Annotated in this window: 18 protein-coding genes; 8 read left to right on the top strand and 10 right to left on the bottom strand. The window is 40.0% G+C overall.

Annotated features, from left to right (window positions below; genetic code table 11):
* Positions 1-72: 72 nt before the first annotated feature.
* Positions 73-921 (bottom strand): SDR family oxidoreductase, encoded by an 849-nt coding sequence (locus AL038_RS12220; RefSeq protein ID WP_062153215.1) that lies wholly within the window; start codon positions 919-921, stop codon positions 73-75.
* A 92-nt stretch (positions 922-1,013) separates the two neighbouring features.
* Between AL038_RS12220 and AL038_RS12215 the strand changes: the two genes are divergently transcribed.
* Positions 1,014-1,388, top strand: a complete 375-nt coding sequence (locus AL038_RS12215; protein WP_062153213.1) for a winged helix-turn-helix transcriptional regulator — start codon at positions 1,014-1,016, stop codon at positions 1,386-1,388.
* A gap of 44 nt (positions 1,389-1,432) precedes the next feature.
* Here the strand turns inward: AL038_RS12215 and AL038_RS12210 are convergent, their stop codons facing one another.
* The 6 genes from AL038_RS12210 to mepA form a co-directional block, all read right to left on the bottom strand.
* The gene (locus AL038_RS12210) at positions 1,433-4,609 is read right to left on the bottom strand and encodes an ATP-binding protein (protein ID WP_145917104.1); all 3,177 of its coding nucleotides are present in this window, start codon (positions 4,607-4,609) and stop codon (positions 1,433-1,435) included.
* A 148-nt stretch (positions 4,610-4,757) separates the two neighbouring features.
* Positions 4,758-6,374 (bottom strand): AAA family ATPase, encoded by a 1,617-nt coding sequence (locus AL038_RS12205; RefSeq protein ID WP_062153209.1) that lies wholly within the window; start codon positions 6,372-6,374, stop codon positions 4,758-4,760.
* A 403-nt stretch (positions 6,375-6,777) separates the two neighbouring features.
* The gene (locus AL038_RS12200; protein WP_062153207.1) at positions 6,778-7,308 is read right to left on the bottom strand and encodes a thermonuclease family protein; all 531 of its coding nucleotides are present in this window, start codon (positions 7,306-7,308) and stop codon (positions 6,778-6,780) included.
* A complete protein-coding gene (gene thpR / locus AL038_RS12195) occupies positions 7,280-7,804 on the bottom strand; it encodes an RNA 2',3'-cyclic phosphodiesterase (RefSeq protein ID WP_062153205.1) in 525 nt (174 codons plus the stop codon). Before thpR ends, AL038_RS12200 begins: the two co-directional genes overlap by 29 nt.
* A 77-nt stretch (positions 7,805-7,881) precedes the next feature.
* Positions 7,882-9,525, bottom strand: coding sequence for a Na+/H+ antiporter (locus AL038_RS12190; RefSeq protein WP_062153204.1), 1,644 nt, complete (start codon positions 9,523-9,525; stop codon positions 7,882-7,884).
* A 93-nt stretch (positions 9,526-9,618) separates the two neighbouring features.
* Entirely contained in the window at positions 9,619-10,422 is an 804-nt protein-coding gene (gene mepA / locus AL038_RS12185; protein WP_062153201.1) for a penicillin-insensitive murein endopeptidase, read from the bottom strand.
* Between the two features lie 185 nt (positions 10,423-10,607).
* On the opposite strand from mepA, the gene AL038_RS12180 reads away from it, so the two are divergent.
* From AL038_RS12180 to AL038_RS12165, 4 genes are all read left to right on the top strand, one after another.
* A complete protein-coding gene (locus tag AL038_RS12180) occupies positions 10,608-11,267 on the top strand; it encodes a DUF302 domain-containing protein (protein ID WP_062153199.1) in 660 nt (219 codons plus the stop codon).
* A gap of 40 nt (positions 11,268-11,307) precedes the next feature.
* Positions 11,308-13,167: a DUF6311 domain-containing protein gene (locus AL038_RS12175; RefSeq protein WP_062153197.1), complete on the top strand. Its 1,860-nt coding sequence runs from the start codon at positions 11,308-11,310 to the stop codon at positions 13,165-13,167.
* 209 nt (positions 13,168-13,376) lie between these two features.
* Complete coding sequence (locus AL038_RS12170; RefSeq protein ID WP_083991515.1) at positions 13,377-14,381, top strand: extracellular solute-binding protein; 1,005 nt, start codon at positions 13,377-13,379, stop codon at positions 14,379-14,381.
* Positions 14,382-14,500: 119 nt separating this feature from the next.
* Positions 14,501-16,171, top strand: coding sequence for an ABC transporter permease (locus tag AL038_RS12165; protein WP_083991514.1), 1,671 nt, complete (start codon positions 14,501-14,503; stop codon positions 16,169-16,171).
* 3 nt (positions 16,172-16,174) lie between these two features.
* Here the strand turns inward: AL038_RS12165 and AL038_RS12160 are convergent, their stop codons facing one another.
* Positions 16,175-16,993: an ABC transporter permease gene (locus tag AL038_RS12160; protein ID WP_236839379.1), complete on the bottom strand. Its 819-nt coding sequence runs from the start codon at positions 16,991-16,993 to the stop codon at positions 16,175-16,177.
* Positions 16,994-16,997: 4 nt separating this feature from the next.
* Between AL038_RS12160 and AL038_RS12155 the strand changes: the two genes are divergently transcribed.
* On the top strand, positions 16,998-18,611 hold the full coding sequence (locus AL038_RS12155; RefSeq protein ID WP_161575463.1) for a S8 family serine peptidase: 1,614 nt from the start codon (positions 16,998-17,000) through the stop codon (positions 18,609-18,611).
* A gap of 306 nt (positions 18,612-18,917) precedes the next feature.
* Positions 18,918-21,785 carry a hypothetical protein gene (locus tag AL038_RS12150; protein ID WP_062153191.1) on the top strand — a complete coding sequence of 956 codons (2,868 nt, stop codon included), beginning with the start codon at positions 18,918-18,920 and terminating at the stop codon, positions 21,783-21,785.
* A gap of 260 nt (positions 21,786-22,045) precedes the next feature.
* Here AL038_RS12150 and dacB read toward each other — a convergent pair whose 3' ends face one another.
* A complete protein-coding gene (gene dacB / locus AL038_RS12145; RefSeq protein WP_062153189.1) occupies positions 22,046-23,551 on the bottom strand; it encodes a D-alanyl-D-alanine carboxypeptidase/D-alanyl-D-alanine endopeptidase in 1,506 nt (501 codons plus the stop codon).
* Between the two features lie 420 nt (positions 23,552-23,971).
* Here dacB and AL038_RS12140 point away from each other — a divergent pair, with 420 nt between their 5' ends.
* Positions 23,972-24,730, top strand: coding sequence for an oxygen-binding di-iron domain-containing protein (locus AL038_RS12140; RefSeq protein WP_062153187.1), 759 nt, complete (start codon positions 23,972-23,974; stop codon positions 24,728-24,730).
* Positions 24,731-24,940: 210 nt separating this feature from the next.
* Here AL038_RS12140 and AL038_RS12135 read toward each other — a convergent pair whose 3' ends face one another.
* Entirely contained in the window at positions 24,941-25,996 is a 1,056-nt protein-coding gene (locus AL038_RS12135; RefSeq protein WP_062153185.1) for an NAD(P)-dependent alcohol dehydrogenase, read from the bottom strand.
* Between the last annotated feature and the right edge of the window lie 51 nt (positions 25,997-26,047).

Below are 26,047 nucleotides of genomic sequence, written 5' to 3'. Positions count from 1 at the left end.
TTTAGACAACACAACTCACTTATTGTAGGGCAGGCATCCTGCCCACCCCACTATTCAGCCTCACCTGCAACACTATAAAACGGTCGCGACCGCCACACTTAATGGCGTTGTAACGCTACCAATTAACTGACTTAACTGATGCCCCTCATCAAACAATGCCCCTTGCGATGCACCCGTATCTGAATCCGCTAACAAATGTGCAAACCCCTCGGGCAAGCCCGCCTTGACTAACACCGCTTGATAATCACCCTGCGACAAATTCACATAATTAATAGATTTCCCTGTTTGCCGTGACACCTCAGCAGCCAAAGCTGACAACGTATAAGCACTATCGCCCGCTAACTCGTACACCTTCCCCGCCTGATTCGCACTTGTCAACACTACCGCATCCGCTTTGGCATAATCCGCCCGTGTTGCCGACGCAATCAACCCCTCGCCTGCACATCCATAAATAGCCCCATGCGCAATAGCACTGCCTAGCGATACGGTATAGTTTTCTGTGTACCAACCATGACGCAAAATCACAAAAGGCACACCAGAAGCACGCAAATATTTTTCCGTTTCCTGATGCTCGGTTGCTAAACCCAACGGCGACGTATCTGCATGTAATAAGCTGGTATAAGCCAACAACTTAACACCTGCCTGCTTTGCCGCATCGATAACGGTACGATGTTGCTGAGTCCGCTGACCCACTTCACTAGAAGAAATTAACAACAGTTTCTCCGCCCCCACTAATGCACTTTTCCACGTTGCGGGCTGATTATAATCGGCATAGCGCACGGCTATCCCCAGCGCGACCAAATCCTGTGCTTTCTCCACATTACGTACAACCGCCACAATACTGCTTGCAGGTACTTTTTGCAGTAATGAAGCAATGACTAAACGACCTAATTGACCTGTTGCCCCTGTCACGATAATCATAAACAACCCTCTTTGTATGATTTAAAAATGGTAGGAACAGATAATAATTGCTATGCTTACTTTTTGTAAGTACGTACTAAAAGGTAAGTGTCATGAATACAGTTGATGCCAGCACCCTATCCACCCGTATGATGCGCGGAGAAGTTTTTTCAAAAGACTGTCCTTCTCGTGAAATTTTAAAACACGTTACCAACCGCTGGGGCTGTTTAACGCTAGTTGCGTTATTACAAGGCACGCATCGCTTTAGTGATTTACGTCGCAAATTAAATGGCGTAAGCGAAAAAATGCTTGCTCAAACCCTGCAAACCTTAGAAGCCGACGGCTTCATTTTGCGTACTGCCTACCCTGTTATTCCACCCCATGTAGAATATTCCCTAACAGAATTAGGCGTAGAATTAGCCAAACAGGTAGAATTACTGGTTGATTGGATTGAGATTAATTTATCAAGGATTTTGAGGGAGAAATAAAATGATAGGGTGGGCAACACGGTAAAAAACATCATTAAATCAGATTATTGTGGATAGCGTTCTCTAACCTGTTGGGGTGGATGTCGCCATTTTATCCAACGGCGATAAAGCGGGACGACAAAACCATAGGTTAATTCTGTTCGTTGCAAAATTTCTTCATTCGTTAAATCATCCAAAATATCTGCTAATTCATGGCGTTGTAAGGAGAGTTTATGAGCTTTAATGGCTCTGTCTAACACCTCAATATCTAAAAAAGGGTGGTTTTCCTCATCACTTTCTACAGCAAACACAGCTAAAACAGATTGTGTTACAAGGCTGATTTTGTCCCAATGTTCGGTAAATGCCTTGTTTTCTTTTGCGTTAGCAACTTTATCCGCAGCTTGTTGAATGTCGTTGTAATCTACGTAAATGCTACGAGTTTGGTTGGATTCAAGACAATCGTTGAATTGCTCAATAATTTGATTACCAAGCATTTGTAATAACAAAGGTTGCCCATGTGTCAATTGATAGGCAACTTCTAAGCTAAGTTGACTGAATTCTAAATAATTTTGTGCGTTTTTAGTCAGTAGCTCGCTGGTTTCATGGGAATTCATATAACTAATAGTAAATTCTTGTGTGGTATTAAAAAACACAGAATCTTTTTGTTTAGCAATGGCTTTTAGTTTATGCGCACCGGAGAAAAGTAATAAAAGCGGATATTCATGACCTTGCATCATACTTCGTAAATAGCCAACTAATGAACCGTAGTATTTTTGCGCAGAAAATAAATCTTCTGTTTCATCAACCATGAGTAAAATCCGTTGATGTGCTAAGGGGATATGAATGGTATGCGTAATAAAATAAGAGAAGGTAGCGCGATAGTCATTGTCAGGTAAAGTAATACATGGAATTTTAAGTTTTTTTGCAAGACGATCTATAACAGCCATTAAAAACTCGCGTTCAGTTTGCCATGCTTGTGCATCAATTTTAATAGGCAGTAACTGGCATTCTTCTAAACTCATACGTTCTAATTGATTCAACAATGAAGTTTTACCAATACGGCGTTGTCCTAATAATAAAATAGCAGGTTTATCATCTGTTTGTTGCCACGCCTCTTTTAGGGTTTGAATCAGCTTTTTACGTCCGATAAAGCGTTCGCTTGAACCAATGCTCGAACCGATGATATAGAGCGCGTGAGTTGGTCTTATATAAGGTTTGCCAAATACACCAACATGTAAACGGGTATTAAATCGGATTCGATACAACGTATTATCCAAGGCTTCGGCGATAACTTCACCCTGTAATTCATAATCGCCCGATTGATGACAGATAAAAGTAAATGTAAGCGTTTGGGTAGCTTGGCGTTCTAAGATAAGTGGAAAGGTTTGATGTTCAGTTGTACAGTGAATACCATCACTACAAGTTAAAATATTTAAAATTAATCGTTTAGCAATAACGTTGCTAGTATTACTAATACGCAGTTGTAGCGTTTGTTGTTGTCCATTAGCGAGAAAAGTTTGTTCTGGAATGGTCACGTTAATACTGAGATAATCGCGGTCTTCCTCTATAGCTGTTTCTAAAATTTCCATCCATTGTTCATAGATTTCCCTGCCTATATCTGCCCAATAAGAGGCAATATCTGATAGTCGTGGTGTGTTTCTGTTTTTTATTTTTTTAATTAAATGTCTCAGTAAATCCCGACGCGATTTTGCGTTATTAAATTGGCGATAAGGCGTAAGTTCATTAATAGTATTTTGAAATATCGGGAAAAGTTGCCAGCCTTGATTCAACCAGTCTGTTGTTGTTTGGCTGTTTTGTGGGTGATAACGTAACTCATCAAATTCTATGATGTTTTTAATATTTGCGTAGTGGTGCAGGGCTGAAAGTAATGCTTTAAATTCTTTTGCTTGCTCATAATGTAAGCAGGATTCTAGTTGTTCTAGTGCGTAAGTAAGGCGATGAGATATTGAGGTTTTACTCACCTGTTCAAATGAATTTATAACAAGTTTATTATCATTTGGCTGTTTCAAAAAAGTAGATAAAAAATTATTTTTCTGCCATGGTTTTGCAAGAAATAGTGTGTATTTATCGGGTTGTGAATTTTCATGATGAGTTTCCCCATCCTCTTTTTTTGGGATTAATACGGCAATAGCTTGCCCCAATGGATTAATAAACGCTAATTGTAAAATGGTATCAGAATTGGTTTTTGTTGTTATTTTTGCACAAATCGCAATAGCTAACTCTGGGCTATTAATCAATTTTCGCATAGCACGCGCCATTGTTGACTGTTGCAAGCACTTTTGCTGTGCATTAGCCATAAATTTTAATAAGGTTTCTATATCATAGAGCTGAATAATATGGCGAAATAACTGCTCAAAAGCGGGCAAGGGATAGGCAAAAGATTGCCATTGAAACATCAATAAATTATCTAGTTGAGATAATTTAAAAATGTGTAATTGTGTTTGATATCGATGCCAAAAGGCTACTAGGGGGTAGAATGGTAACCCACTGAGAATAAATGGAGTTACTGTTAGGTAATAAACTAAAATGATAATTTTTTCTTTTAGTTGATAAGTGGCTACTGTAAAAGTAATCACCCATAAAAAAGAAGCTAATATGGCAAAAAATATGCTTAATTTAGTTAAAAATTCAGATTGTTTATAACAGTGTTCTATTCCTGCTAAAAAACCAACTCCCACTGAAATAGTTAATATATTTATAAAGTTAGTTGCTTCTGCTAACGGGTAATGCACAAAAGATGCAAAAGTAACTATCTGAAGTCCTATTAACCAAGTAGTTACGAAAAAAATAACTACCCATTTCGGATAATCTTTAATATGTATCCTAAACAATATCCACGAACCAAATATTAGAATAATACTACCTGTCAGGATGCTAATTGTTTGAATCCAAACTAAGGGAAATAATAAACCTGCAAAAATGCCAATTATCCATATACCTATAGATGCACCAGCTCCTAAGCTTATACTCGCAAAAATCCCTACGAAAACACCAGTGAATGCACTCATAAATACTCCTGTAAATACTCCTATGAATGCACTTATTCCTGCACCTACGACCATGAAGGCAAATGTACCTTTAGTTACAAATGTGAACATAAATGTAAATGCAGTTGCCACTGTAATTGCAGTAATCCAAATAGAGTGTAAATTATCCGTTTGTAACCAGAAAATACTCCCTAAAACTCCCCCCCATAACAAACCACTTAAAAGTGCAGTCAAGAATGTAACCCACCCGTTTTGTCTCATCTGCCCCTGTATTTCCAATGGACGCAACCAAAATCGTATCCACCATAATGGCGCGTTTTTTAAAATTAATAATATTGACTGAACAGGAGACATTTTTAACATTATCCAAATAAAATAGATTTTAAAGGGGTTTTAGCATTAATGTTTTTAAAGGCATTGGTATATCAAAAAATACGGAAGTGGTTAAAAAAACACAACTTGTTATAAATAAAAGTAAAATAAACCAAATAAAAACGTTTTTAGCCTTTGCTGGAATTGTATCGCCTAACTTGGCAAATAAAAACAAAAAACCCATAAAAATCAACATTAGCATAACGCTTATTAAAGCAATACGTAAATCTTTTAGAAACAATTGAATAATTGCAACTGCTGCGGCAATGCCTACAATCCCTAATGCATACTTAACAGCAGGTACTTGAGTAATAGCTTCATGTAATACAGTAAGTGCCGTTTTCATGGTTTTCTCCTTCTCCTTGCTTATCTCAACTTCAGTTTCTTTTTGCATTGTTTGTGTCGCTTCAGGCTGTTCTAAGATGAATATACTAAATTGGCTACTAAATAATTGATTGTTTAGTAATAATAAGCCACGCTGTTGAAGTTCTCCTATTAAATAAGAATTTCCCGATTTTTCTCTCCGTGCAATTAAAATCAGTAAGTTTTTTTCTGCTTCTGTCCGTCGCTCCCATAAGCCTTTAAAAATCTCATTACATTGTATTTTTAATTGATTCTCGTTAGTTGCACTCTCCGCATCAGCATCTTGCCATAATTGCCGTAAAATTAATTGCAATAATAAGGGGTGTTCTCCTGCATATTGTTGGATGTTTACTTCATTAGGCAATGGCTTATCCGTGCTATGTTGCCAAATTGTTTGTGTGAGAATTTGCACATTTTGTGTTTTTAATAGACTAATAACTTGAGAATAAAAAACATTATGAAAAGAAGAAGATTCTGTTTTATGCTGTGTTGCTAAATCACTTAGACTGACTTTACTACTTAATAAATAGCCTAGTTTGTAATCATCATTTTCTGATAATGCACGTAATTTCCCTAAAAACTGCGCATTGACAAAAGTGTTTTCACAAAATGCTTCAAATTCATCAATAACTAATAAAAATTGATAGCCATGTTTTGCTTTTTCGTTTAAGAAATTGCTAAAACATGGTTGGGAATTGTTTTCTTTAAAATTAGAGTATAAACAGCGTTGTAATCCTGCAAAGAAATCGTTTTCTGTGTTAGGTTTCCATGCTTGGGCTGAAAAAGAGATTAAGACTAATTTTTCTAATCGGCTTAAATAATGAATAATTTGATTGAGTAAGGAGGTTTTACCAATTCGTCTTTCTCCAATGATACTAATACAAGCGGGTTTATCTGCCTTGTTATATCGGGCGTAAATATTGGTAATTTCCTCATCTCGTCCTACAAAAACAGGGGATTGTACGGGCAAGGCGTTATAAGAAGAAGGGTAAGGATTTTGTCCTTTTCTAAGAGTGTCTAAGCGTGCTTTTTTATCTGCTTCAATCTGTTGCTTTATAGGGCGGGTATCTGCTGTGCCAATGGTGATTTTTATATCAATTGAAGGGTTGTCGTCGATAGCAGAATTTAATTCTAAAAGCTGTTGTTTACACCCTTTAATTTGATGGTTTAATTTAAATCGCTCAGCAGGGTCTGTTTCTAGAATAAGTGCTTTTTCTAACGAGACAATTTTTTCCAATAGCAGACGTTTATTATCCTCGTTCATCGCATTCCCCCAATTTTTTTAAGTTTTTGTATTATAAGCGACCGTTGTCAATGGGGAAATGGGCTATACGTGCTATTTTCTTTCTAATAACCTTGTTGTAGTAAATCTAGGAAGTAATAGATATTTTCTCTATTCAATAAATGCTTAAAGAATTCATTTGAGAAATTTGAATGATTGGGTTGTTACATCACTCCTCACAGCAAGGAAGCCAAACAACTGTTCTTACTGTTATTGATGGGATACGTAAACCTGAATCAGTTCACGCATTTATTCTAATCAATCTATAAGGTTGCTTATTTAAAGTTAAAGTAAGCATGGGGTGTTAGGTGCATTCTTTCGTGTCATAACGCATTCTGTACTGGCTACATAGACTAAAACCTCTGAAAATTCAGATTCTAACAAACTAACGTTTTTTCCCCGCTCGATATTCCCACGGTGGAATGGGGTTTGCGGCTGCCCATAATCCCAGTTTTTTTGAACGCGCGGTTTTTTCTAACGTTTGTAGGTTTTTATCGGTTGATGTGGTGAGAACCCATGCTAATCCTTTTTTAACCTGTTCTGTACTCAGGTCTGTTTTGTTGACGTAAATTCTTGCAATGACTTGGCGAGCTTCGGTTTTTTCAATAATCACTTGTACTGTTTTGTCAAAGGTGAGATTGAATAGGTTTTGTTTTGCTGCCATGCCTAATGCTTGTGCGTTTTCTGGTGCGTCTATTTCGGCTAAACGAGCGGTTAGTAGTTTGTTTTTGCTGTCTAGTAGTGTGAGTGTGTCACCGCTTTCTATGGTAAAAACCCGCGCGCTAATCCCTGTTGCTGTGCCGCTGCTTTTAACCGCGCTGCTTTGGCAGGCAGAGAAAACTAGACAACTGGTTAAAAGTGTTAGTTTTAGTAGGATGTTTTGTTGATTAAAATAGCCAACGTTGAATAATTTCATAACGATTTTCTTGTGAGTGTGGTATTGACCGCGCTAGACAAAATGCGTCAACTGTCCATGCGAGCGGGGGAATTGGCGGGTAGGTTGTGAGTGGGGAGGCTTTACGTAATAGGCTAATGTGTGCTTGATAAGGGCGTAATTCCGCTTGATAACCGCAAGTGCTTAGTTGTTGTGTGAGTTGGTTTACTAGTTGGTGTAAGTCGGGTGAGGGTTGCGGTGCAAGCCAGAGTATGCGGGGCTTTTCCCAGTAGCCAAGGGTTTCTAGTGTTAAGGTGAACGGGGTTGCACGAATGCCATCGGCTATTTGTGTTATACAGGATTTGTGTTGGGTTTCTGTTTCGCCAATAAAAATCAGGGTGATATGTAAATCAGTGGCTTGCAGTTCTATGCCTGTGTTGGGTTGGATAAGGGGGCGCGTTAGTTTAACAATTTGGTCACGGATTTCAGGCGGTGGAAATAGGGCAAAAAATAGGCGTTCTTTTGGTGTGTCAGGCATAAGGTGTTTTCTCGGGTAGAAAAAACGTAGGGGCTTGTCTTAGCAGTTAAGCGGGTAGAATCGCCCCTACAAACGCATCAAGATTCTTTCAGTTGTAAAGAGTGTTCTAACGCGACAATATCATGGTGAATATGTGATTCTACAAGGTCTAATTGGTGTTGAATCTTGCGTAGTCCTTCGTCACTTAGTTTGTCTTGATTCCGTAATTCAATAATGGTACGTCGTGTTGATTTTAAAGCCTCTTGTTGTAGGGTGGCAACGGCTTTATCTATTTGACTTTGCTTTTCATTATGGTTGCCTTCTAGGTGTGCTGTGTAGCGGTTAATGCGGTCTTCATACCAGTGGCGAACATAGGCAATTTTTTCATAGGGTACATGTGTCATTTCCATGGCAACGAGTTCGTCAATGCGTGCAATCCCTGCTTGTAAGCCTTTGATACGTGCGTGCATTTCTTCTTTTGTTGCTTCTCCATCATCGGTTACACCTAGCCAGCGGATTAAAGCGGGTAGGGTTAGCCCTTGTAGTACGAGGGTTGAGAAAATAACGCAAAAGGTGAGAAAAATAATTAAATCGCGGGCAGGAAAAAGTTGGTTATCTATTGTGTAGAGGGGAATAGCCAGTGCCGCACCTAGCGATACAATGCCACGCATCCCTGACCAGCCAACCATGAGGACGGCTTCCCAAGGCGGTGGTGGGGTATCTTTACGTAGGCAGGGGATAAAATGACCTAGTAGTTGTGGGAAGTAGGCGGAGGGGAAAACCCAAAGTAGGCGTATGGCGATAACGGCAATGCTAATTAAACTTGCTTGCCATAGTAGGGTGCTGAGGGATTTTTCTTTGAGGATGTTTTCTAAAATAAAGGGGAGTTGTAAGCCAATAATAATAAAAACAAATCCATTTAAAACAAAAATAACAGTTTGCCAGACGGCAACCAGTTGTAAGCGGGTGACGGGCGAGAGAAATTCTGAGGAGTGTCTGCCTATGTACATACCTGTCGCAACGGTCGCTAACACGCCTGAGAGGTGTAGTTCTTCCGCGCCTAAGTAAACAATAAAGGGGGTGAGCAGGGAGAGTGTGATTTGTACAGGGGGGTCGTTTAGACGTTTTTGAATATTTGCTAATATCCAACCCATGCCTAACCCGAGTAGGATGCCACCAACACTGACGGTTATAAATTGTAAACTGGCTGACCAAAAGGAAAATGTTCCTGTAACAACGGCTGCAACAGCAAAGCGATAGGCAATTAAACCGCTTGCATCATTGATTAGGCTTTCTCCTTCTAAAATAGCGACTAAACGTGGGTGGACATTAAGCCGTTGTGTAATGCTGGTAGCGGCAACTGCATCGGGTGGGGAAACAATGGCCCCAAGTACTAGCGCGGCTGTCCATGTTAATTCGGGTATGGTGTAGTGTGCGATAAAGGCAACGCCAAAGGTGGTCGCAAAGACTAATCCGAATGCAAGTGAGCTGATGTGGTGAATATCGGCTTTAAATTCACGCCATGAGGTGAATAAGGCGGCTGAATATAGTAGGGGGGGGAGGAAGCAGAGAAAAACAAAGTGTGGGTCTAGTTCTAGTTTTGGTAAAACGGGGACTAATCCAAGCACTAAGCCACCAATGACGAGTAGGATAGGGTAGGGTGTCGTTAGGTATTTGCCAAATATCGCGATGAGTATCACGATGGCTAAAAGCAGGAGAATAATAACTTCGATGAGGAGCATACAAGTTAATTAAGTTAGGTAAAACATGAGCATTATAGTAAATACTATTCGCTCGTTGGATTTTGCGTATTATATCGGAATTATGGGCAGTTTTTACTGCACACTACATTCCGTAGGTAAAACGCGGGGTTTTTTGGGTTTGGATTTATCATATTTTTGTTGGGCGGATTTGTTAGCATCCGCACTAAACCACCAGTCTAGTTCTGTTCCACATCCATTATTGGCGGGCAACGGGGTTGCCATAACGCAGTGCGGACTATCAGACGGACAGCGAAGGCGGACGTGAAAATGTCCATCATGTCCCCACCAAGGGCGAATTTTTGCTTGCCATGCGGCTTGTGGGTATTGTGTGCATAGGTATTTTTTAATCACGGGATTAACAAAAATCCGTTCTACAGGCGAATTTTCTGCGGCAAGTTGTAACATGCTGTCATGCACAGGTCGCCAACGTTTTGTGTCTATTTCTGTTTGATTATTGGTGAGCATAGAAATGGGGTTGATTTTTTCTCTTTCAGCAACGCTTAGCAGGTGTGAATTGGCGGGTTGTAAAAAGAGGATATCGACATCTAAACCAATTTGATGGCTTCCATGTCCAGACATTGCCCCGCCTCCTTCTTGTCCAATATCGCCAATGAATAAGGTGCTATTTTGTTGTCGTGCCATTTGCTTTCCCAGTGTTTGAATGAAATAAATTAAGCTTGGGTGTGCATAATTGCGCTGGCGACTTAAGCGAATGGCTTGATAACCTTCGCCTTCTGGCGGGAGAATACGGGCGTTTTTAATACATCCTGCGGCATGTGTTCCATAAATTTGTGTAGGGGCTGTATTGTCCGCCCAAAGGTTTGGGTGATAACACAAAAAACTGAGGCATAAACTATGGAGTATGATGCGTATCATTGAAAAGTATCCTATTTGAAACTTGTGTCGTTATCTTTATGATTAAACGATAATTTATGGATAAATAAAATCGAATAACTGTGCGCTGTTTAATGTGTCCTGATTTATACTATGTCGCCGTCAAATGGCAGTTAATTTAAAAATAATAAATGTCACTTTTCACCACCTTCTGCTTATAAGTCATCATGACCCAAGAAAAAATAATTTACCCACAACAACCTGTTATAAATAAAAATTTTAGTATTATTCGCCCTTTTCGTTTTGTCTTTAATCTGTTTAGAAATTTCTTAACCTTTGTTGGATTAGTGGTTGTCAGTATGAGCCTGTTTTTTTATATTCAAGGACAATATATTACAGGGCATTTTGATGAGCGGTTTATTACCTTTTTTAGTCAATTTGTCGAGCAGTTATTCGTTTCGGACATGGTGAGTGCCATTCTTGTTAAAACACCTGTTGAACAAGGGGTTAAAATTCAGGAAGCCATTCGTGCAATTCAATCTGCAGCCGAACAAAATCATATCAAACTGGTTGCACGGTATGCGTTGCATAAAGAGCTTAGTGAATTATTGGGGAAAGAATCTCGTTTTTTAGAGGTGTTTGAGCTGGGGGATTTAAAAAATACGTTGAATTTGGTTGATTATAATCCTGATTATGCAGTGCTAATTCCTTATCGAATTATTTTATATGAGGACCAAAATAATCAGTTATGGCTCGCAACGGTTAATTTAGATTTATTTATTCATAGTGCGCACAATCTTGACGAAACCACCCGTTTACAAATCAGTAGTACGCAAGAAAGTTTATTAAAAATAATTGGTGCGGGTGCAAGTGGTACATTACGTTAATTATCAGTAGTGTGATTTAACCATATTAGGGAAAATTATAATGGTTTTAAGCATGTTAGGGCAACAGCGGCAAGTGTTACAACAAGGATTTATCTTATTGGTTGCTTATCTTCTAAGCCTCATTTGGCTGACTGTTACACCCTATCAGCAAATATCTCCCAATGTTTATTTTATTTTGAGTCATCAGCTTAATTATGTATTGATAAGCTTATTATTTTTGATTTTAAGTATTGCCCTTATCCGTCCATTGTCTCATCCGCTGTTAAGTTCATTATTAGGTGCGATGATTGGTTTTATTTTGTTTAATCATACCTTGGGCTTAGCGTATTTAGACCCGCGCCAAATTGGTTGGGTGATGCACAACGATTGGCAGTTTAATTTTTTGGCGTGGCAGTTTTTTCGGGCGGAAGAGTGGCAATTTCCGATAGGTAAAATCAGTCATTATATTTATCCAACGGGTTCATCCATTGGTTACGCGGATACCGTGCCACTGATGGCGTTATTATTTAAGCCTTTTAATCATTGGTTGCCTTATCATTTTCAGTATTTGGGTTTTTGGTTATGTCTTTGTTTTTGCTTGCAGGGTGTTTTGGGTACATTGTTAATTCGTCGTTTTACCCAGAATATTTTTTTGCAAGTTCTTGGCGCAACACTGTTTGTATTGAGTCCTGTGCTACTCATGCGTATGGGACACGTTGCCCTTTGTGCGCATTGGTTATTACTCGCGGGTATTTATTTTTATATTCAGCCGACAAATAGTTATTCAAACAATGCTTGGTTAGGTTGGTGGTTATTATTAGCGGTCATCAGTGCCTTAATTCATCCGTATTTAGCGGTAATGGTGCTTGGAATGATGGTTGCGTTTTATGCGCGTTTATTACTTGAGCGTTATCAGTCTATATTACAAGTCATTATGCAATTAGGCTTTATTGGGGGGGTTGTATTATTAACATGGTGGCAAGCGGGGTTTTTCTTAATCCATAATACGCAAAGCGTTGTTACTCAAGTTGCTTTAGGCTATTTCTCTATGAATCTGCTTGCACCATTAGATTCAATGGGCTTATTTTTAATATTACCTGCCATCAAACAGGCAACAACGGGACAATACGAAGGTTTTAATTATTTTGGAGTAGGCGGAATATTATTGAGTGTTTGGGCAATTTATGCCCTTATTCGTTTTCCTATAAAATCTGTTACTAGACGCTTTTTCCTGCCTTTTTTCCTCTTAAGCATTGGTTTTACACTGTTTGCACTGAGTAATAAAGCAACCATGAGCGATGTGGTGTTATGGGAATGGAATAATCAATTCCTTTTTTTGTTAAACGTGTTTCAATCGTCAGGACGGTTTTTCTGGGTTGTTAATTACTTTATTTTATTGTCCTCTATTGGTTTACTCCTCCGTCGTTATTCCACTACAAAAGCAGGTGTGTTGCTGGGTTTTATCGTAGTCATTCAACTAGTTGACTTTTTGCCTTTTCATGAAAAATATATTATACGCCAAGCAGATAATGCAACATTTGTGTGGGAAAATCCGCTGAGTAATCCAATATGGGAAAAAGCGGCACCCTATTATCAACATATTGTTATGGTTGGTGCGCCTGATGTTTGTGGCGAATCCGCTGGTGATTACGCACCATTTGCTTATTTAGCGGCTAAAAATGGTTTAACGCTCAATGCAGGGCGTGCCGCTCGTGTTGATATTAAAAATACATTGCTAGCTTGTGAGCAGCAACGTCTTGAAATTGAACAAGGACATGTGGAAAACGATAGTATTTATATCCTCCACCCCACGTATGCTGGCATATTACAAGCCAACACAACAACGCCTTTACTGTGTAAAACAATTGATACGATGTACGCTTGCGTGACCCAACAAAGCAGTCAAGCATGGCTTAATTAGTCATTATCCATAAATCTATCATGCCATTGGTGCAAATAAATTTGCACCAGCGACACATTCATCTTATGTAAATCGGGCTACTTTCCGCTAAAACACCTTCAAATTAAATGAAAATTCATGGTTTAGGTTGTCTTTACAAATAATAACGATTATCATTTACACAGAAACCTGTTGGATGTTCAACCCTTTCAAAAGGAGTTACTTTGATAATGTTATTGAAAAAAATTAAAAAACTCAGCATGGTGTTCACTGTTGCCTGTTTGGGTTTAAGCCCTGTTGTTTGGTCAGCAGATGAAATTATTGTGTATTCTGCACGTAACGATAGTTTAATCAAACCGTTATTTGACCTTTATACCAAAGAAACAGGGGTTACAATTAAGTTTACAACCGCTGAAGAAGCTGCATTATTAGAGCGATTACAAGCAGAAGGGGAAAATACGCCTGCGGATATGCTTATCACGGTGGATGCTGGCAATTTGTGGCAAGCAACAGAACGTGATGTTTTAGCCTCTGTGGATTCAAGCATTATCCAGAAAAATATTCCTGCCTATTTACGCGACCCGAAAAACCGCTGGACGGGGTTATCTATCCGTTCCCGCACTATTATGTATAGTACACAGCGGGTTAAGCCTGAAGAACTCAGCACTTATGCTGCGTTAGCAGATAAACAATGGAAAGGACGTTTATGTTTACGGACATCAAAGAAAGTTTATAACCAATCAATGGTTGGCATGATGATTAGCCAATTGGGCGAAGAAAAAACGGAAATCATTGTCAACGGTTGGGTGGCTAATTTAGCCACAGATGTATTTTCTAACGATACCAAATTAATTGAGGCGATTGCTGCGGGACAATGTGATGTTGGTATTGCTAACACTTATTATCTAGGCAGATTACAAGCAGAAAAACCTGATTTGCCTGTGGCTATTTTTTGGAGTCAAGATGGCGCGCATGTGAATATTTCGGGCGCGGGTATCACCAAATATGCGAAACACCGCGAGGCGGCAATTAAACTTTTAGAATGGTTGACTACGCCCGACGCACAAAAAGTGTTTGCCGAATTAAATTATGAATATCCTGCAAATCCTAGCGTTTCTGCCAGCGAATTGGTAAAAAAATGGGGTGAATTTAAGCCAAATACCATTGATGTTGTTGAAGCAGGACGTTTACAGGTTGAAGCGGTCAAACTGATGGATAGAGCGGGTTATAAATAAGATAAACGAATAGGGCTTAGAGCATCCCTAGCGTTAGCCTTTACTCAGTGCAACATAGTGCATTTATCTGCCGTGTTGCATTATATTTTATTGGATGAAGTCGTTAGCTGTCTCGTGCTATGAACACACTCACTGAAGCATTTCCCCCCATGTTACCCATACAAACATCTGCATTGAATAATTTTTTTGCGCGGGGCGGTGGTTGGAAATTGATTAGTTTAGGTCTCGCCGCTTTGGTGTTAATGCCATTGCTTGTCCTCGGTTCTACTTGGCTATCGAGTGAAACAGAAATTTGGCAACACTTATTACAAACAGTCCTCCCCGAATTACTGAGAAATACCGTTGTGTTACTGGTTGGAGTTGGGATTGGGGTTAGCGTGATTGGGGTGGGGTTGGCATGGTTAACCGCGATGTGCGAATTTCCGGGCAGACGCTTTTTTGATTGGGGATTGATGCTTCCCTTAGCCATTCCTGCTTATGTGTTGGCTTTTGTGGTGGTTGGTTTATTTGATTATAGCGGTATTGTACAAACTTTATTGCGTCAATGGTTTGGTTCAAGCCTGTGGTTTCCTGCCGTGCGTTCAGAAAAGGGGGTGATTCTCGTGATGGTTCTCGCCTTATACCCCTATATTTACATGCTCACCCGTGTTGCTTTTCTAGGACAAGGACAACGGATGATGGAAGCCGCCCGTTCATTGGGAGCAAGTCCATTACAAGCGTTTTATCATGTCGCTTTGCCAATGGCGCGTCCAGCTATCGCGGCGGGGGTTTCGCTGGCACTGATGGAAACCTTGGCAGATTTTGGCACAGTTACGGTTTTTAATTACAATACATTTACAACGGCTATTTATAAGGCATGGATTAGCCTATTTAATCTTCATGCCGCCGCTCAATTAGCAACATTACTGTTACTGTTTGTTATTATTGCATTATTAATGGAGCGGTATTTTCGGGGGCGCGCCCGTTATCATACTGATTCCCGTCGTCAACATCGTTATCAATTGCGCGGTTGGAAAGCCTTTGGTGCAACAGCCTTTGCAAGTGTTATTTTTGCTTGCGCATTTTTAATTCCCATGTTGCAACTAATTGTATGGGTTTGGAAAACAGCCGCCCGCGATTTAGATTATCGTTATGTTGATTTGTTGATAAATACCATCTCATTGGGAGGAATAGCCGCATTTCTAACAGTGTTGGGTGCATTATTATTAGGATTTAGCCAACGAATTCAACGTAAAAGTCGGAGTATTCGTTTTGCCGTCTCTGTTGCAACGATGGGTTATGCATTACCCGGCTCTGTTTTAGCCGTGGGAGTGATGTTAAGTTTTGTTTGGATAGATAACCAATTACAAACATTTTTCATCAGCATTGGTTTGGGGTCTTATCGCTTGTTAACGGGGGGAATTATTGCCCTAGTATTGGCATATATAGTGCGGTTTATGGCCGTTGCCTTTGGCTCAGTTGATAGTGGATTGCATCAAATTCGTCCCTCTTTACAAGATGCTGCGCGTAGTTTGGGCGCGACACATCGGGATATTTTGCAACACTTATATTTTCCGCTCTTGCGTCCCGGTTTATTTGCAGGGTTTTTATTGGTATTAGTTGATGTAATGAAGGAAATGCCTGCAACTTTACTGTTACGTCCGTTTGGTTGGGATACGTTAGCTGTGCGTATTTATGAGATGACGGCTGAAGGTGAATGGGAACGGGCAGCATTGCCAGCATTAACGCTAGTGCTAGTAGGGTTACTACCCGTTATTTTTTTGGTAAAACGTTCAGCACGGCTGTGTTAAACGTTACAACATTTCACGCACATGCGGTTCTGCCCGATGAAATAACACCCATGCAGGTCCTAATAGTAATAACCATAAACAAACAGGGCGAATAATGTTGAAATAATCCCATGATAGACCTTGAATACTGGCGTGTATCAGTCTCATTACATCGGCAACTGGGTTTATCACTAATATCCATTGTAATGGTTCAGGCATTAAATCAGGCATGTACATAATGGGGGTTAAATACATTGTAATTGTAATAAGAAAAGGAAAAAACTGACTAATATCTTTTAAAAACAATCCAATTATCGCCAATAAATAGCACATAGGCATTAGCCAAATAGCTAATATAAAAATACTGAATATACCTGTTGGGATTGCGCTCCATCCTTGCATTAGTCCTGCAATAATTGCCATAACAATCGCATACAGAACGGAGGATAAAATTAAAGGCAGTAAAGGCAAAATAATAATAGGAAAAACAGCCCGCCGATATAACCCTCCAAATTCGCTTAAGACATTTAAGCTACGATTCAACACCTCCGCAATAAATAGCCAAGGTAACATGCTTAATAAAAAGTAAGTTACAAACGCAACGCCACTCGGAAATTTGACTTTTAGAACCACGTCTAATAAAAACCAAAAGCCCACAATTTGCAATGCAGGTTGTAATAACAGCCACGCATCACCTAACCAAGTGCCTGATGTGCGCGTAATAACATCCCGTTTTAATAGCAAAAAAACTAAATGCTTATGTTGATAAACGGCTTGAAAGGGGGATAACAACCCTTTTTTTGTGGTAAAAATGTAACGCTTCAGAAAGTTAAGTATTACCATGCTCATGAATCTAGTTTGTGACAAAAAAGTAACAGTGCGTCGAAAGATTACTACAATTGTGCAAATTAATCCGCTACAATACAAAATCCATTGCGTTCATCCCCTAATTCAAATGCCTTATTTTTCTTATAAAGTCATTGTTATTGCCATCTTGCTGTCGGTATTTATCTTACCTGTACAAGCAAGACAGGTATTAATCCATTTAGATACGCAAACAAATTCCGCAGAATTAGCCACACTCTATCAACAAGGACGTGTGGTAAAAGATTTATCCCCACTGCCTTGGTTGGTTGTGGACATCGCTGAAACAAACGCCCGTCTAAGACAAGCAAACAATCTCGCTATTTATGAAGACATACGCGGTCATTTTGCCAGTACTCCCACCGACCCGCTGTATGCTCAACAATGGCATCTCGATGAAATAGGGGTCCCTGACTACTGGAATATAACGCGAGGTGAAGGTGTCACGATTGCATTATTAGACTCAGGGGTTGACCCAAATCATCCTGATTTAAAAGATAATATTTTGTTTACACAAGGATATGATTTTGGAGATGCCGACGCAGATGCCTACGATGCGAACGGACATGGCACCGCAATGGCAGGCTTAATGGTAGCACAGTGTGATAATGCGATTGGTGGTTGTGGTGTTGCACCACAGGCAAAAATAATTCCCTACAAGTTAAATCAGACAGATAGTGGTAGCTTTAGCTCAGCAACATTGGCAACAGCCATTTTAGCTGCCGCCGATAGTGATGCACAAATTATCTCAATGAGTCTTGTATTAGATGAGTCAGCACCTTGGGTAGAGGACGCATTGCGTTATGCACAAGGTAAAAACAAACTATTGGTTGCCGCAGCAGGTAACGATAATTTACCAACGGTTGCTTTTCCTGCTAATTTGCCGTTTGTTGTGGGTGTTGGCGCGTTTACTAAAGATCATGAACGATTTGGCAACTATGGTGAGGGGCTCAAAATTATCGCCCCCGGTGTAAGCCTATGGACCACACAACCGGGTAAAGAATACGTTAATTTTTACACAGGAACATCCCCAGCAACCGCATTAGTTAGTGCAACACTAGCCTTATTAATCGCAAGCCATCCCACTTATACTGCGCCAGAATTAATTGTAAGCCTTATTACCGCCAGCCAAGACCCCGCTCCCGCAGGATGGGATGAACAATCTGGATTTGGTCAACTCCATTTGTCATCCGTACAAACAACAGACCCTCATCTGCAATTCTCAGCCTTCGGCAAAATGGTTTATCATCCTAACGAACAATTAAATTTAGACCTTTTTTTGACTGACTTAAGGGGGCAATCGGCAGATTTATATTTACGCATTAATTTACCCATAGACACTCAAAGAATAAGCCTCTACCAGCTTTTTAATGCTGAGCCAACACTAGATTCAATTCCATTTAATCAAACAATTATTAGCCCATTTCCTTTCACGGATGACCTGCAACTATCCCTTTTTGGAGAAAATGGCTTACTGATACGTGGTGCGCTAATCGCTGGATTAACCGAAGGAATTTACGAAGTAGATGCAACCCTAATAACAGATGCAAAACAACTCGCGTATCAGCGACAAATTTTATGGATTAGTGCTGACTAAATGAATAGATAGTTTATTAACCTGTTGAAATTCTAAATATAAAAAAGACATTTTATACATAAACATATTGAGAAACCAAATAAAACAAAGCTATTCGTGATGATGGAATGACAGATTAAAGTCGTAAAATAACTTGAAAATTGTTTGTTTTATGTGCAATATAAGTAGTAACCTGATGTATAAGTTGGGTGTGCGTGGTCGTGTAGAATCTATACAAAATAGTGTTAAAATATTGACACCTCAGGCTGTATATATTCCGAATCACAGCCCTACCCATCTCAAGATTAACCACGGAGATTAGTGAACATGAACTTAAAGAAAACAGCTTTAGCCTCAGCTATCGCGCTGACTTTGGCAACGGGTTCTGTAATGGCAGTTACCACCACAGTTGGTGGTGAATTTATCCTTGATAAATCAACTGTCACAGCAGGCGGTGTCGTTAATTTAGCTTTACTTGGCTTAGACAAGTCTGGTGCGGTTGACCGTTTTGGTGAACAACAAGGCTCTGTTATTATTGCTGTTGTAAACACGATCAAGGGCGAAATTATTGGTGGTTCCACTTATCCCGGTGCAACTCCTGATGATGCAAGACCTTTATCTGGTCAATTCAGCTCTCAAGTCAGATATTTCAGATTGAATCAAGGTAATGGTCAGGTTAGCATCAACTACCCAGCCAATGTAACAGGCACTGACACCATTACCATTACTCTGCAAGAAAGAGTCCCAACCACAGGTGGTGGTGTAGAATTCCACACAATTGCCACTGCTGACCGTGTTGTAACTGTCAATCCTCCCTCATCCGATCCTAAAGCATTAGGCATTACTGGATTCAAGGCTTCTGATCTTGACCCAGAAAAACCATTAGGCACAACAGATGATGTGAACGATGTTGATGGCATCACTGGGAAAATGACAGCGGGTGTTGCTGGCGCGCAAATCTTCATTGAAGCTGAAAATGCTTCAGCCGCTGGGGAAGTAACCGTTACCCTGAGAAAGAAAGGTAGCACCACAGGTACTGCTTATACGGCTCAAATGCAAAAGGGTGAAGCCATTGTTACTATTGATGATAAAGTAACAAGTGCTGGTTCATACTACATTGAAGCAACCTTTAAAGGGTTTACAGGCAATAGCGTTGATTTACTCTATGCCGATACCGTTGAGGTATTATCCACAGGTGTACCCCATAGCGTTACTTTAACAGCTAATAAACAACGTATTAATGTCGGTGCAGGACAAGGCGCGACAATTAAAGCAACCCTGAAAGATGCGTTTGGTAACACAACAACCAGCAGAGCAGGTACTGCGATTACTGTGGAAGTGAAAGATGCTAACACAGTCACAACCAGCGTTGGTACGTTTGATATTCCTATCGTAGTTGGTGCTTCATCAAATAGCTACATGTTAGGTGTTGCGGGTAATTCTGCTTTTGCTAAGGCAAGTACAGCCGCTTTAACAGGAACACCCTTAGGTGCGAATAGAACCGTTATTTCTGGTATTGCATCATCTCAATCACTCGCAATTAGTGCCGTTGATAAAAGTCTGATTGTGACACCGCTGTTTGTGGGTATGCCTCAAATGGCAGGTACAGAGTTTAATGCTTTCACCGTTAATACCAGTGACAGCAACATCAATTTAGGTTCTGTCAACATTCTCAATGTCACCTCTGGTGAGTCCTTAACTGTCAATCGTGATCCTAACACGAATATAGCACAAGGATTTTTCAAAACAGCAACCGACGGTGCAATGTACTTACTGTCTGATAGCACAGGGGTTTATGCGCAAGAGTTAGTCACTGCCGCTGGAATCACTCGTGCAGCAGCAACCAGTGTTCAATTGCGTAATGCCCATAACCAAGTCGTGACATCTGTCAATACCGAAGTCGTGAGCAGCACATCAACAGATCGCGTTGCAAAAATCCCTGAATATTCACTGAAGATGTTTGACACTTTCGGTAACTCCGTAACACCTGGCTCTCCTGGTGGTACAGGCACATTTACTGCTAGCAGCAGTAACGCAGTCAGTGTGCAATATGTCAATACAACCACAGCCTCTTCAGGTATTCCTAGCTTACCTTCTAGTGGTATGGTCGAAGTTACCTATGCAACGGCGGGTGCTAAGGCATTTAATGGTACAGATAATATCGCATTAGCGTTTGACAAACCTGGTTTAGGTACAAACACGCTTACGGTAACCACTAATGTTAGCGCACCATCTACATTAGCGACTATCAATGCCTACATCACTCAAGAGAAGATTCCTACCAATAGTGAAGTTGCATTAACCGTTGAAATTGTTGACCAATATGGCAATCCTTTCCCAACAACAGATGTTATCGTTTTATTCAATGATGGGTTAGCCGTCAGTGATAGCCTGATTCAAACACCTGATGTGAGAGACTTAAGTGGTAATGTTATTGCTACAGGTCAAAAACTCTTCACAACCGCAGGTTCTAGAAAAGTATTAGTGGTTGGCGCAGGTCCTGTTGAAGGCACATTCAAATTAACCTTCAAAAATCCTGATGGAACTATCAAAACAGAACGTACCTTTACCGTTGCTTCTGCCTTTGAAGGTCAATGCTCATCTTCTAACTTGTCTGCCTGCACCACTGAAGCGACTTGTGTGGAATCACTCGGTTTCTATGCGGGTGATAAATGTTCTGTCCGTCCTGAATTGACCAGCACAGGTTCTGTGTTTGATCCGATAACAGGCGAAGTTGTTGAAGGCACATTAAACTTCTTTGGTGGTATTTACCAAGCACAAAAACCCGAAGATGGCTTCAATAAAACAGCCGTTATTCCTTGCTTCGGTCCTAATAACCCAGTTAGTATTCAAGTTGCCTTCCAAGTTGATTCTGCTGACGTAGGCAAGGCTGGTGAAGTTCTCTTCATTGGTTTATTGACGATTGGTGAGTTTAACTTCAGCGGTTGGTACATGATGGATGCGTCCAATATTGTGACATGGGACGGCATGAGCTTAGCGGGTTTAACTGCTGCAAAAAATGTTGGTGAATTACCTGCACTGTACTCCAGCACCTTATACCAAGATCAGTTCTACAGCAGTGGTTTATTGAACCTTTATGTTGGCTACCGTAATACAGCTGGCAAGGTTGTGTTCTCTAGCTCTGCAATTCAAGCAAATATTGTTAATAGCGATACTTGCCCCACAACACCCTAAATAAAAAATAGACATGTTTCTGATTGAGACATGTCTTTAACTTAGGGTTTTTGGTAAGAATAAAAACGGTGATTATGAAAATAATCACCGTTTTTTATTTGGAGTCTGTCTGAATCAGTATTTACCGAGTTATCCGCATTGAAAAGTATTCAGCAAATCACTTTCCATTCCCAATCGTGTAATAAACCGTTATCTCGGGCAGTTGCTAATCGTCTTTTCAGTGAACAGTGAGGATTCATAACATACTCTGATAGAAATAACTATTGTGTAACAGGTAGTTGGGAACTGCTTACTAAGGGTAATTCGTCCCCTTGTAGAAATAACGCATTTACAATTTGGTCTTCCACATCATCTGCTCCCTTATAACCACATCCATTATTGTTGAGTAATAAGCTAAAAGCATACAATTGTCGTCCCGTATTGCTAGGAACATAACCTGTGAGAGTACTTACACCATTTAGTGTGCCTGTTTTTGCGCGCACATGTGCATGTGCTGGGGAGTTTTTAAACCGATTAGAATGCAAACCAAATGCGCCCATCACCCGCATAGAAGTCATAAAATCAGGACCTATATCAAAACGATTGTGCATCATGACTAATAAATCCGTCATCATTTTCGCAGTAATTTGATTTTGTTTAGATAAACCTGAGCCATCAGCTAACATCACCCCTTGCGTACTAACGCCACTGGTTTGAAGAAAATCAGCAACTTGTTTTAGCCCATTTAAATGTGTTGCAGGCTTGCCCACTTTTTCAACCGCAATGGTTTTAACCAGTTGTTCTGCCATAAAATTGCTAGAATAAGTATTCATTTCTTTGATAATTAATGAAAGGGGCGGGGATTCATGTTCTAACACTTCACGTGCATTATTGGGAGAAATATTAACAATTTCTGTCGCGCCACGAACTGTAATACCTGCTTTACCCAAATAATCACGAAATGATTCAATGGTATAGCGACTAGGATTGTCAACATTAACCAATACTGTTCGGTCGTAATCCCCCTGTGGTAAATTACCTGTCACCACAATTCTCACTCCACCTTGCGCATCATCCACGCGTCGCACACCTGCGGTGCCATTTCCTTTAGCTGCCGTTGTGCTTTGATTATCAATGCGCATGTAAGCGGGTGAAGGTTCTAACCAAATAACTAATGGGTCACCCACGTTTGCACCGGGACGTAAATTAACCGCAACAGTGTTCAAATTGAGTGACAATGCACCAATTTTCGCGTCAAAAGGACGCTGACTGCGGTCAACATCCCATGTTGGGGCGCGGTCATAATTGTCAAATAATGAAACATCTGCAATTAACTTACCCTCAATAAAATTCAATCCACTGGCTTTAAGTTGTTGAGCCATTTGCCATAAATCGGTATGAACCAATTTCGCATCGCCACTTCCCATCAGAATTAAATCACCTTGTAGGGTGTCACCAATTCGTCTGCCTGTTTGTAACAGTTTGGTTTTATAACGATACTCAGGACCTAAATAATGCAATGCTGCGGCTGTCGTGACTAACTTCATAATAGAGGCAGGCAACAACGGCGTTTGTGGGTTACGACTATAAATCGTGCGCCCTGTGGATAAAGAAACAATATTTACTGCCGTACGTTCTTTATTTAAACATCGCGCGGTTAATGCGTTATCAATTGTTTGTGTGAGTGTCGGGGCAGCAAAAGCAGTGTTTGAAATTAATAAACAAACTGCACCGAAATGTGCATACCAATTGCTGAGAGTACGAATAGAATTGACTGAAATGAACATAAGCGTACCAACTATAAACAAATGAAAAGAAAATCACCATTGACTAATAAAAAATAGATTTAAATAGCATATTCAAACCCATATTTTACGCTTTCTACGCAGATTTATCTGCTTAAGCCCTGTAAAAATGGCTGTTTTTTGCCGTGATAACTAAACACAAGATAGACAAAATAACCTGTTGCAGTACATCATGCCTGTTATCTATCATACAGGTTTAAGCGTAGGGTATATCACAGCAGTTAATTTATACACGCTTGCTAACTATTGTTATAAAGCACTTACTGATACACTGTTTAACTTGATTTTTAACTAAACAACGTATTTTCAAATTGAATTTTAGTGAGTTCAGGTTAAAATTGCAGATTTTTATGGTAAAAGGATGCGGAAAGCCTGATGGGTTGTGTGAGGAGAATGAAGTAAATGCCTGTCGAATTGTACAATGATGGTACACATAAATGCATTGCTTTTTATGACTTAGTGTCAGGCGAAGGCGTGCAAGCAAATCAATTTTTAATCGTGAATGGCAGTCATTCTGCACTCATCGATCCGGGAGGAGATTTAATTTATAACGATTTATTTATGAAGTCGTATAAGTATGTTTTTACTAAAAATTTAGAGTATGTTATCGGTTCACATCAAGACCCCGATATTATTTCTTCTTTGAATAAATGGTTAGTTGGGAGTGAATGTAAAGTTATTGTCCCCGGTATATGGGAACGATTTATTCCGCATTTTGCCCCTCCAGGAAAGTCAAAAGATCGAATTATTGGCATTCCTGATAAAGGTATGGATATTTACTTAGGTAATACCATTCTAAAAGCAATTCCCGCACATTTCTTACACTCAGAAGGTAATTTTCAATTTTACGACCCACTGAGTAAGATATTATTTTCTGGTGACTTAGGCGCGTCAATGGTGCATTCAAAAGAAGACCAGCCAGTTGACGACTTTGAGGCGCACATTAAATACATGAAACCGTTTCATCAACGGTATATGTCAAGCAACAAAGTTTGTCGCTATTGGGTTAACATGATCAAAGAATTAGATATTGAATGGATTGTTCCACAACATGGGCGGTCTTTTAAAGGAAAAGAAATGATTGCACAATTTTTAGCGTGGATTGAAACGCTAGAATGTGGGGTTGACCTAGTAACACAGGATTTTTATAAAATCCCGTGATACCTATATGATATAACAGCAGATTACCGCTTTATTTGACCGCTAAAATAAATATAATCCGTTTTTTGCAAACCTTCCTAGATTTCAGCGGCACATTCATTGCCACTAAATTCGCTGAGGGAGACTTTAAGATAAATTGCTTCTTGAGTCTCCTTTAGGGGATTCATATTTTATTTAACCAATAAATCGGCAAATAAATTACTTATCATCTTATGCCTTCAACGATTTCATATCGATCACAAAGCGGTATTTGACATCACTTTTTAACATGCGTTGATAAGCGGTATTAATCTCTTGAATCTTAATCACTTCAACGTCTGACGTAATATTGTGTTCAGCACAAAAGTCTAATAATTCTTGTGTTTCAGCAATACCACCAATGAGTGAACCTGCAATCGATTTACGACCTAATACCATCGGTGCAGTATTTAACATTGGCTCTAAAGGTCCTAAGTAGCCAACCAGCACTAATGTACCACTAATAGCTAATGTTGGGATATATTGATTTAAATCATGTATATATGGCACAGTATCAAGAATGAAATCAAAATGGCCTTGTACTGCTGCCATTTGTGTTTCATCGCTAGATAAGACTATATTATCTGCACCTAAGCGACGTGCATCTGCTTCTTTACCCTCAGAACGGGTAAATAAAGTTACTTCTGCTCCTAACGCTTTGGCTAATTTCAACGCCATATGCCCTAAGCCGCCCAAACCAACCACCGCCACACGGCTGCCTTTGCCTACCTTCCAGTGTCGCAACGGCGACCAAGTAGTAATGCCTGCGCACAGCAGTGGTGCTGTACCTGCTAACTCAAGGTTTTCTGGCACTTTTAATGTGAATTTTTCAGTAACAACGATTTTTTCTGAATAGCCGCCATAGGTTGGCATCTGATCATGACGGTTAACTGAGTTGTAGGTGAGGGTTGGAAACTCAACGCAATACTGTTCTTCACCATGTTCACAAGGTTCACAGTGTTGGCAGGAATCAACCATGCAGCCAACAGCGGCTAAATCACCGACTTTAAAACGGGTCACAGCCGCGCCAACTTCCGTCACACGCCCTACAATTTCATGTCCCGGCACTAAGGGATAATTGCTGTTATGCCAGTCGTTGTGGGCTTGATGTAAATCTGAGTGACATACGCCACAATATAAAATTTCAATTACCACATCGTCTGCACGTGGTTCACGCCGTTCAAAATGGTAAGGGGCTAAGTTATCCGTTGGTGAATGGGTTGCATAACCAAGTATATTCATAGTCATAAGAGGTTTTCCAGTGATTGATTTTGATAGGAAGCCGTTTTGCTTATGTTC

This window comes from Beggiatoa leptomitoformis, from assembly GCF_001305575.3.
GTDB classification, from domain to species: domain Bacteria; phylum Pseudomonadota; class Gammaproteobacteria; order Beggiatoales; family Beggiatoaceae; genus Beggiatoa; species Beggiatoa leptomitoformis.
The sequence above is the reverse complement of the archived record's forward strand: the minus strand, read 5'-3'. Positions and strand labels throughout refer to the sequence as shown.

Bases quoted from the DNA above. Each gene is read 5' to 3' on its own strand.
- AL038_RS12220 (WP_062153215.1), bottom strand. From the start codon at position 921: ATGATTATCGTGACAGGGGCAACAGGTCAATTAGGTCGTTTAGTCATT.
- AL038_RS12215 (WP_062153213.1), top strand. From the start codon at position 1,014: ATGAATACAGTTGATGCCAGCACCCTATCCACCCGTATGATGCGCGGA.
- AL038_RS12205 (WP_062153209.1), bottom strand. From the start codon at position 6,374: ATGAACGAGGATAATAAACGTCTGCTATTGGAAAAAATTGTCTCGTTA.
- AL038_RS12200 (WP_062153207.1), bottom strand. From the start codon at position 7,308: ATGAAATTATTCAACGTTGGCTATTTTAATCAACAAAACATCCTACTA.
- thpR (WP_062153205.1), bottom strand. From the start codon at position 7,804: ATGCCTGACACACCAAAAGAACGCCTATTTTTTGCCCTATTTCCACCG.
- AL038_RS12190 (WP_062153204.1), bottom strand. From the start codon at position 9,525: ATGCTCCTCATCGAAGTTATTATTCTCCTGCTTTTAGCCATCGTGATA.
- mepA (WP_062153201.1), bottom strand. From the start codon at position 10,422: ATGATACGCATCATACTCCATAGTTTATGCCTCAGTTTTTTGTGTTAT.
- AL038_RS12180 (WP_062153199.1), top strand. From the start codon at position 10,608: ATGACCCAAGAAAAAATAATTTACCCACAACAACCTGTTATAAATAAA.
- AL038_RS12175 (WP_062153197.1), top strand. From the start codon at position 11,308: ATGGTTTTAAGCATGTTAGGGCAACAGCGGCAAGTGTTACAACAAGGA.
- AL038_RS12170 (WP_083991515.1), top strand. From the start codon at position 13,377: ATGTTATTGAAAAAAATTAAAAAACTCAGCATGGTGTTCACTGTTGCC.
- AL038_RS12165 (WP_083991514.1), top strand. From the start codon at position 14,501: ATGAACACACTCACTGAAGCATTTCCCCCCATGTTACCCATACAAACA.
- AL038_RS12160 (WP_236839379.1), bottom strand. From the start codon at position 16,993: ATGGTAATACTTAACTTTCTGAAGCGTTACATTTTTACCACAAAAAAA.
- AL038_RS12155 (WP_161575463.1), top strand. From the start codon at position 16,998: ATGAATCTAGTTTGTGACAAAAAAGTAACAGTGCGTCGAAAGATTACT.
- AL038_RS12150 (WP_062153191.1), top strand. From the start codon at position 18,918: ATGAACTTAAAGAAAACAGCTTTAGCCTCAGCTATCGCGCTGACTTTG.
- dacB (WP_062153189.1), bottom strand. From the start codon at position 23,551: ATGTTCATTTCAGTCAATTCTATTCGTACTCTCAGCAATTGGTATGCA.
- AL038_RS12140 (WP_062153187.1), top strand. From the start codon at position 23,972: ATGCCTGTCGAATTGTACAATGATGGTACACATAAATGCATTGCTTTT.
- AL038_RS12135 (WP_062153185.1), bottom strand. From the start codon at position 25,996: ATGACTATGAATATACTTGGTTATGCAACCCATTCACCAACGGATAAC.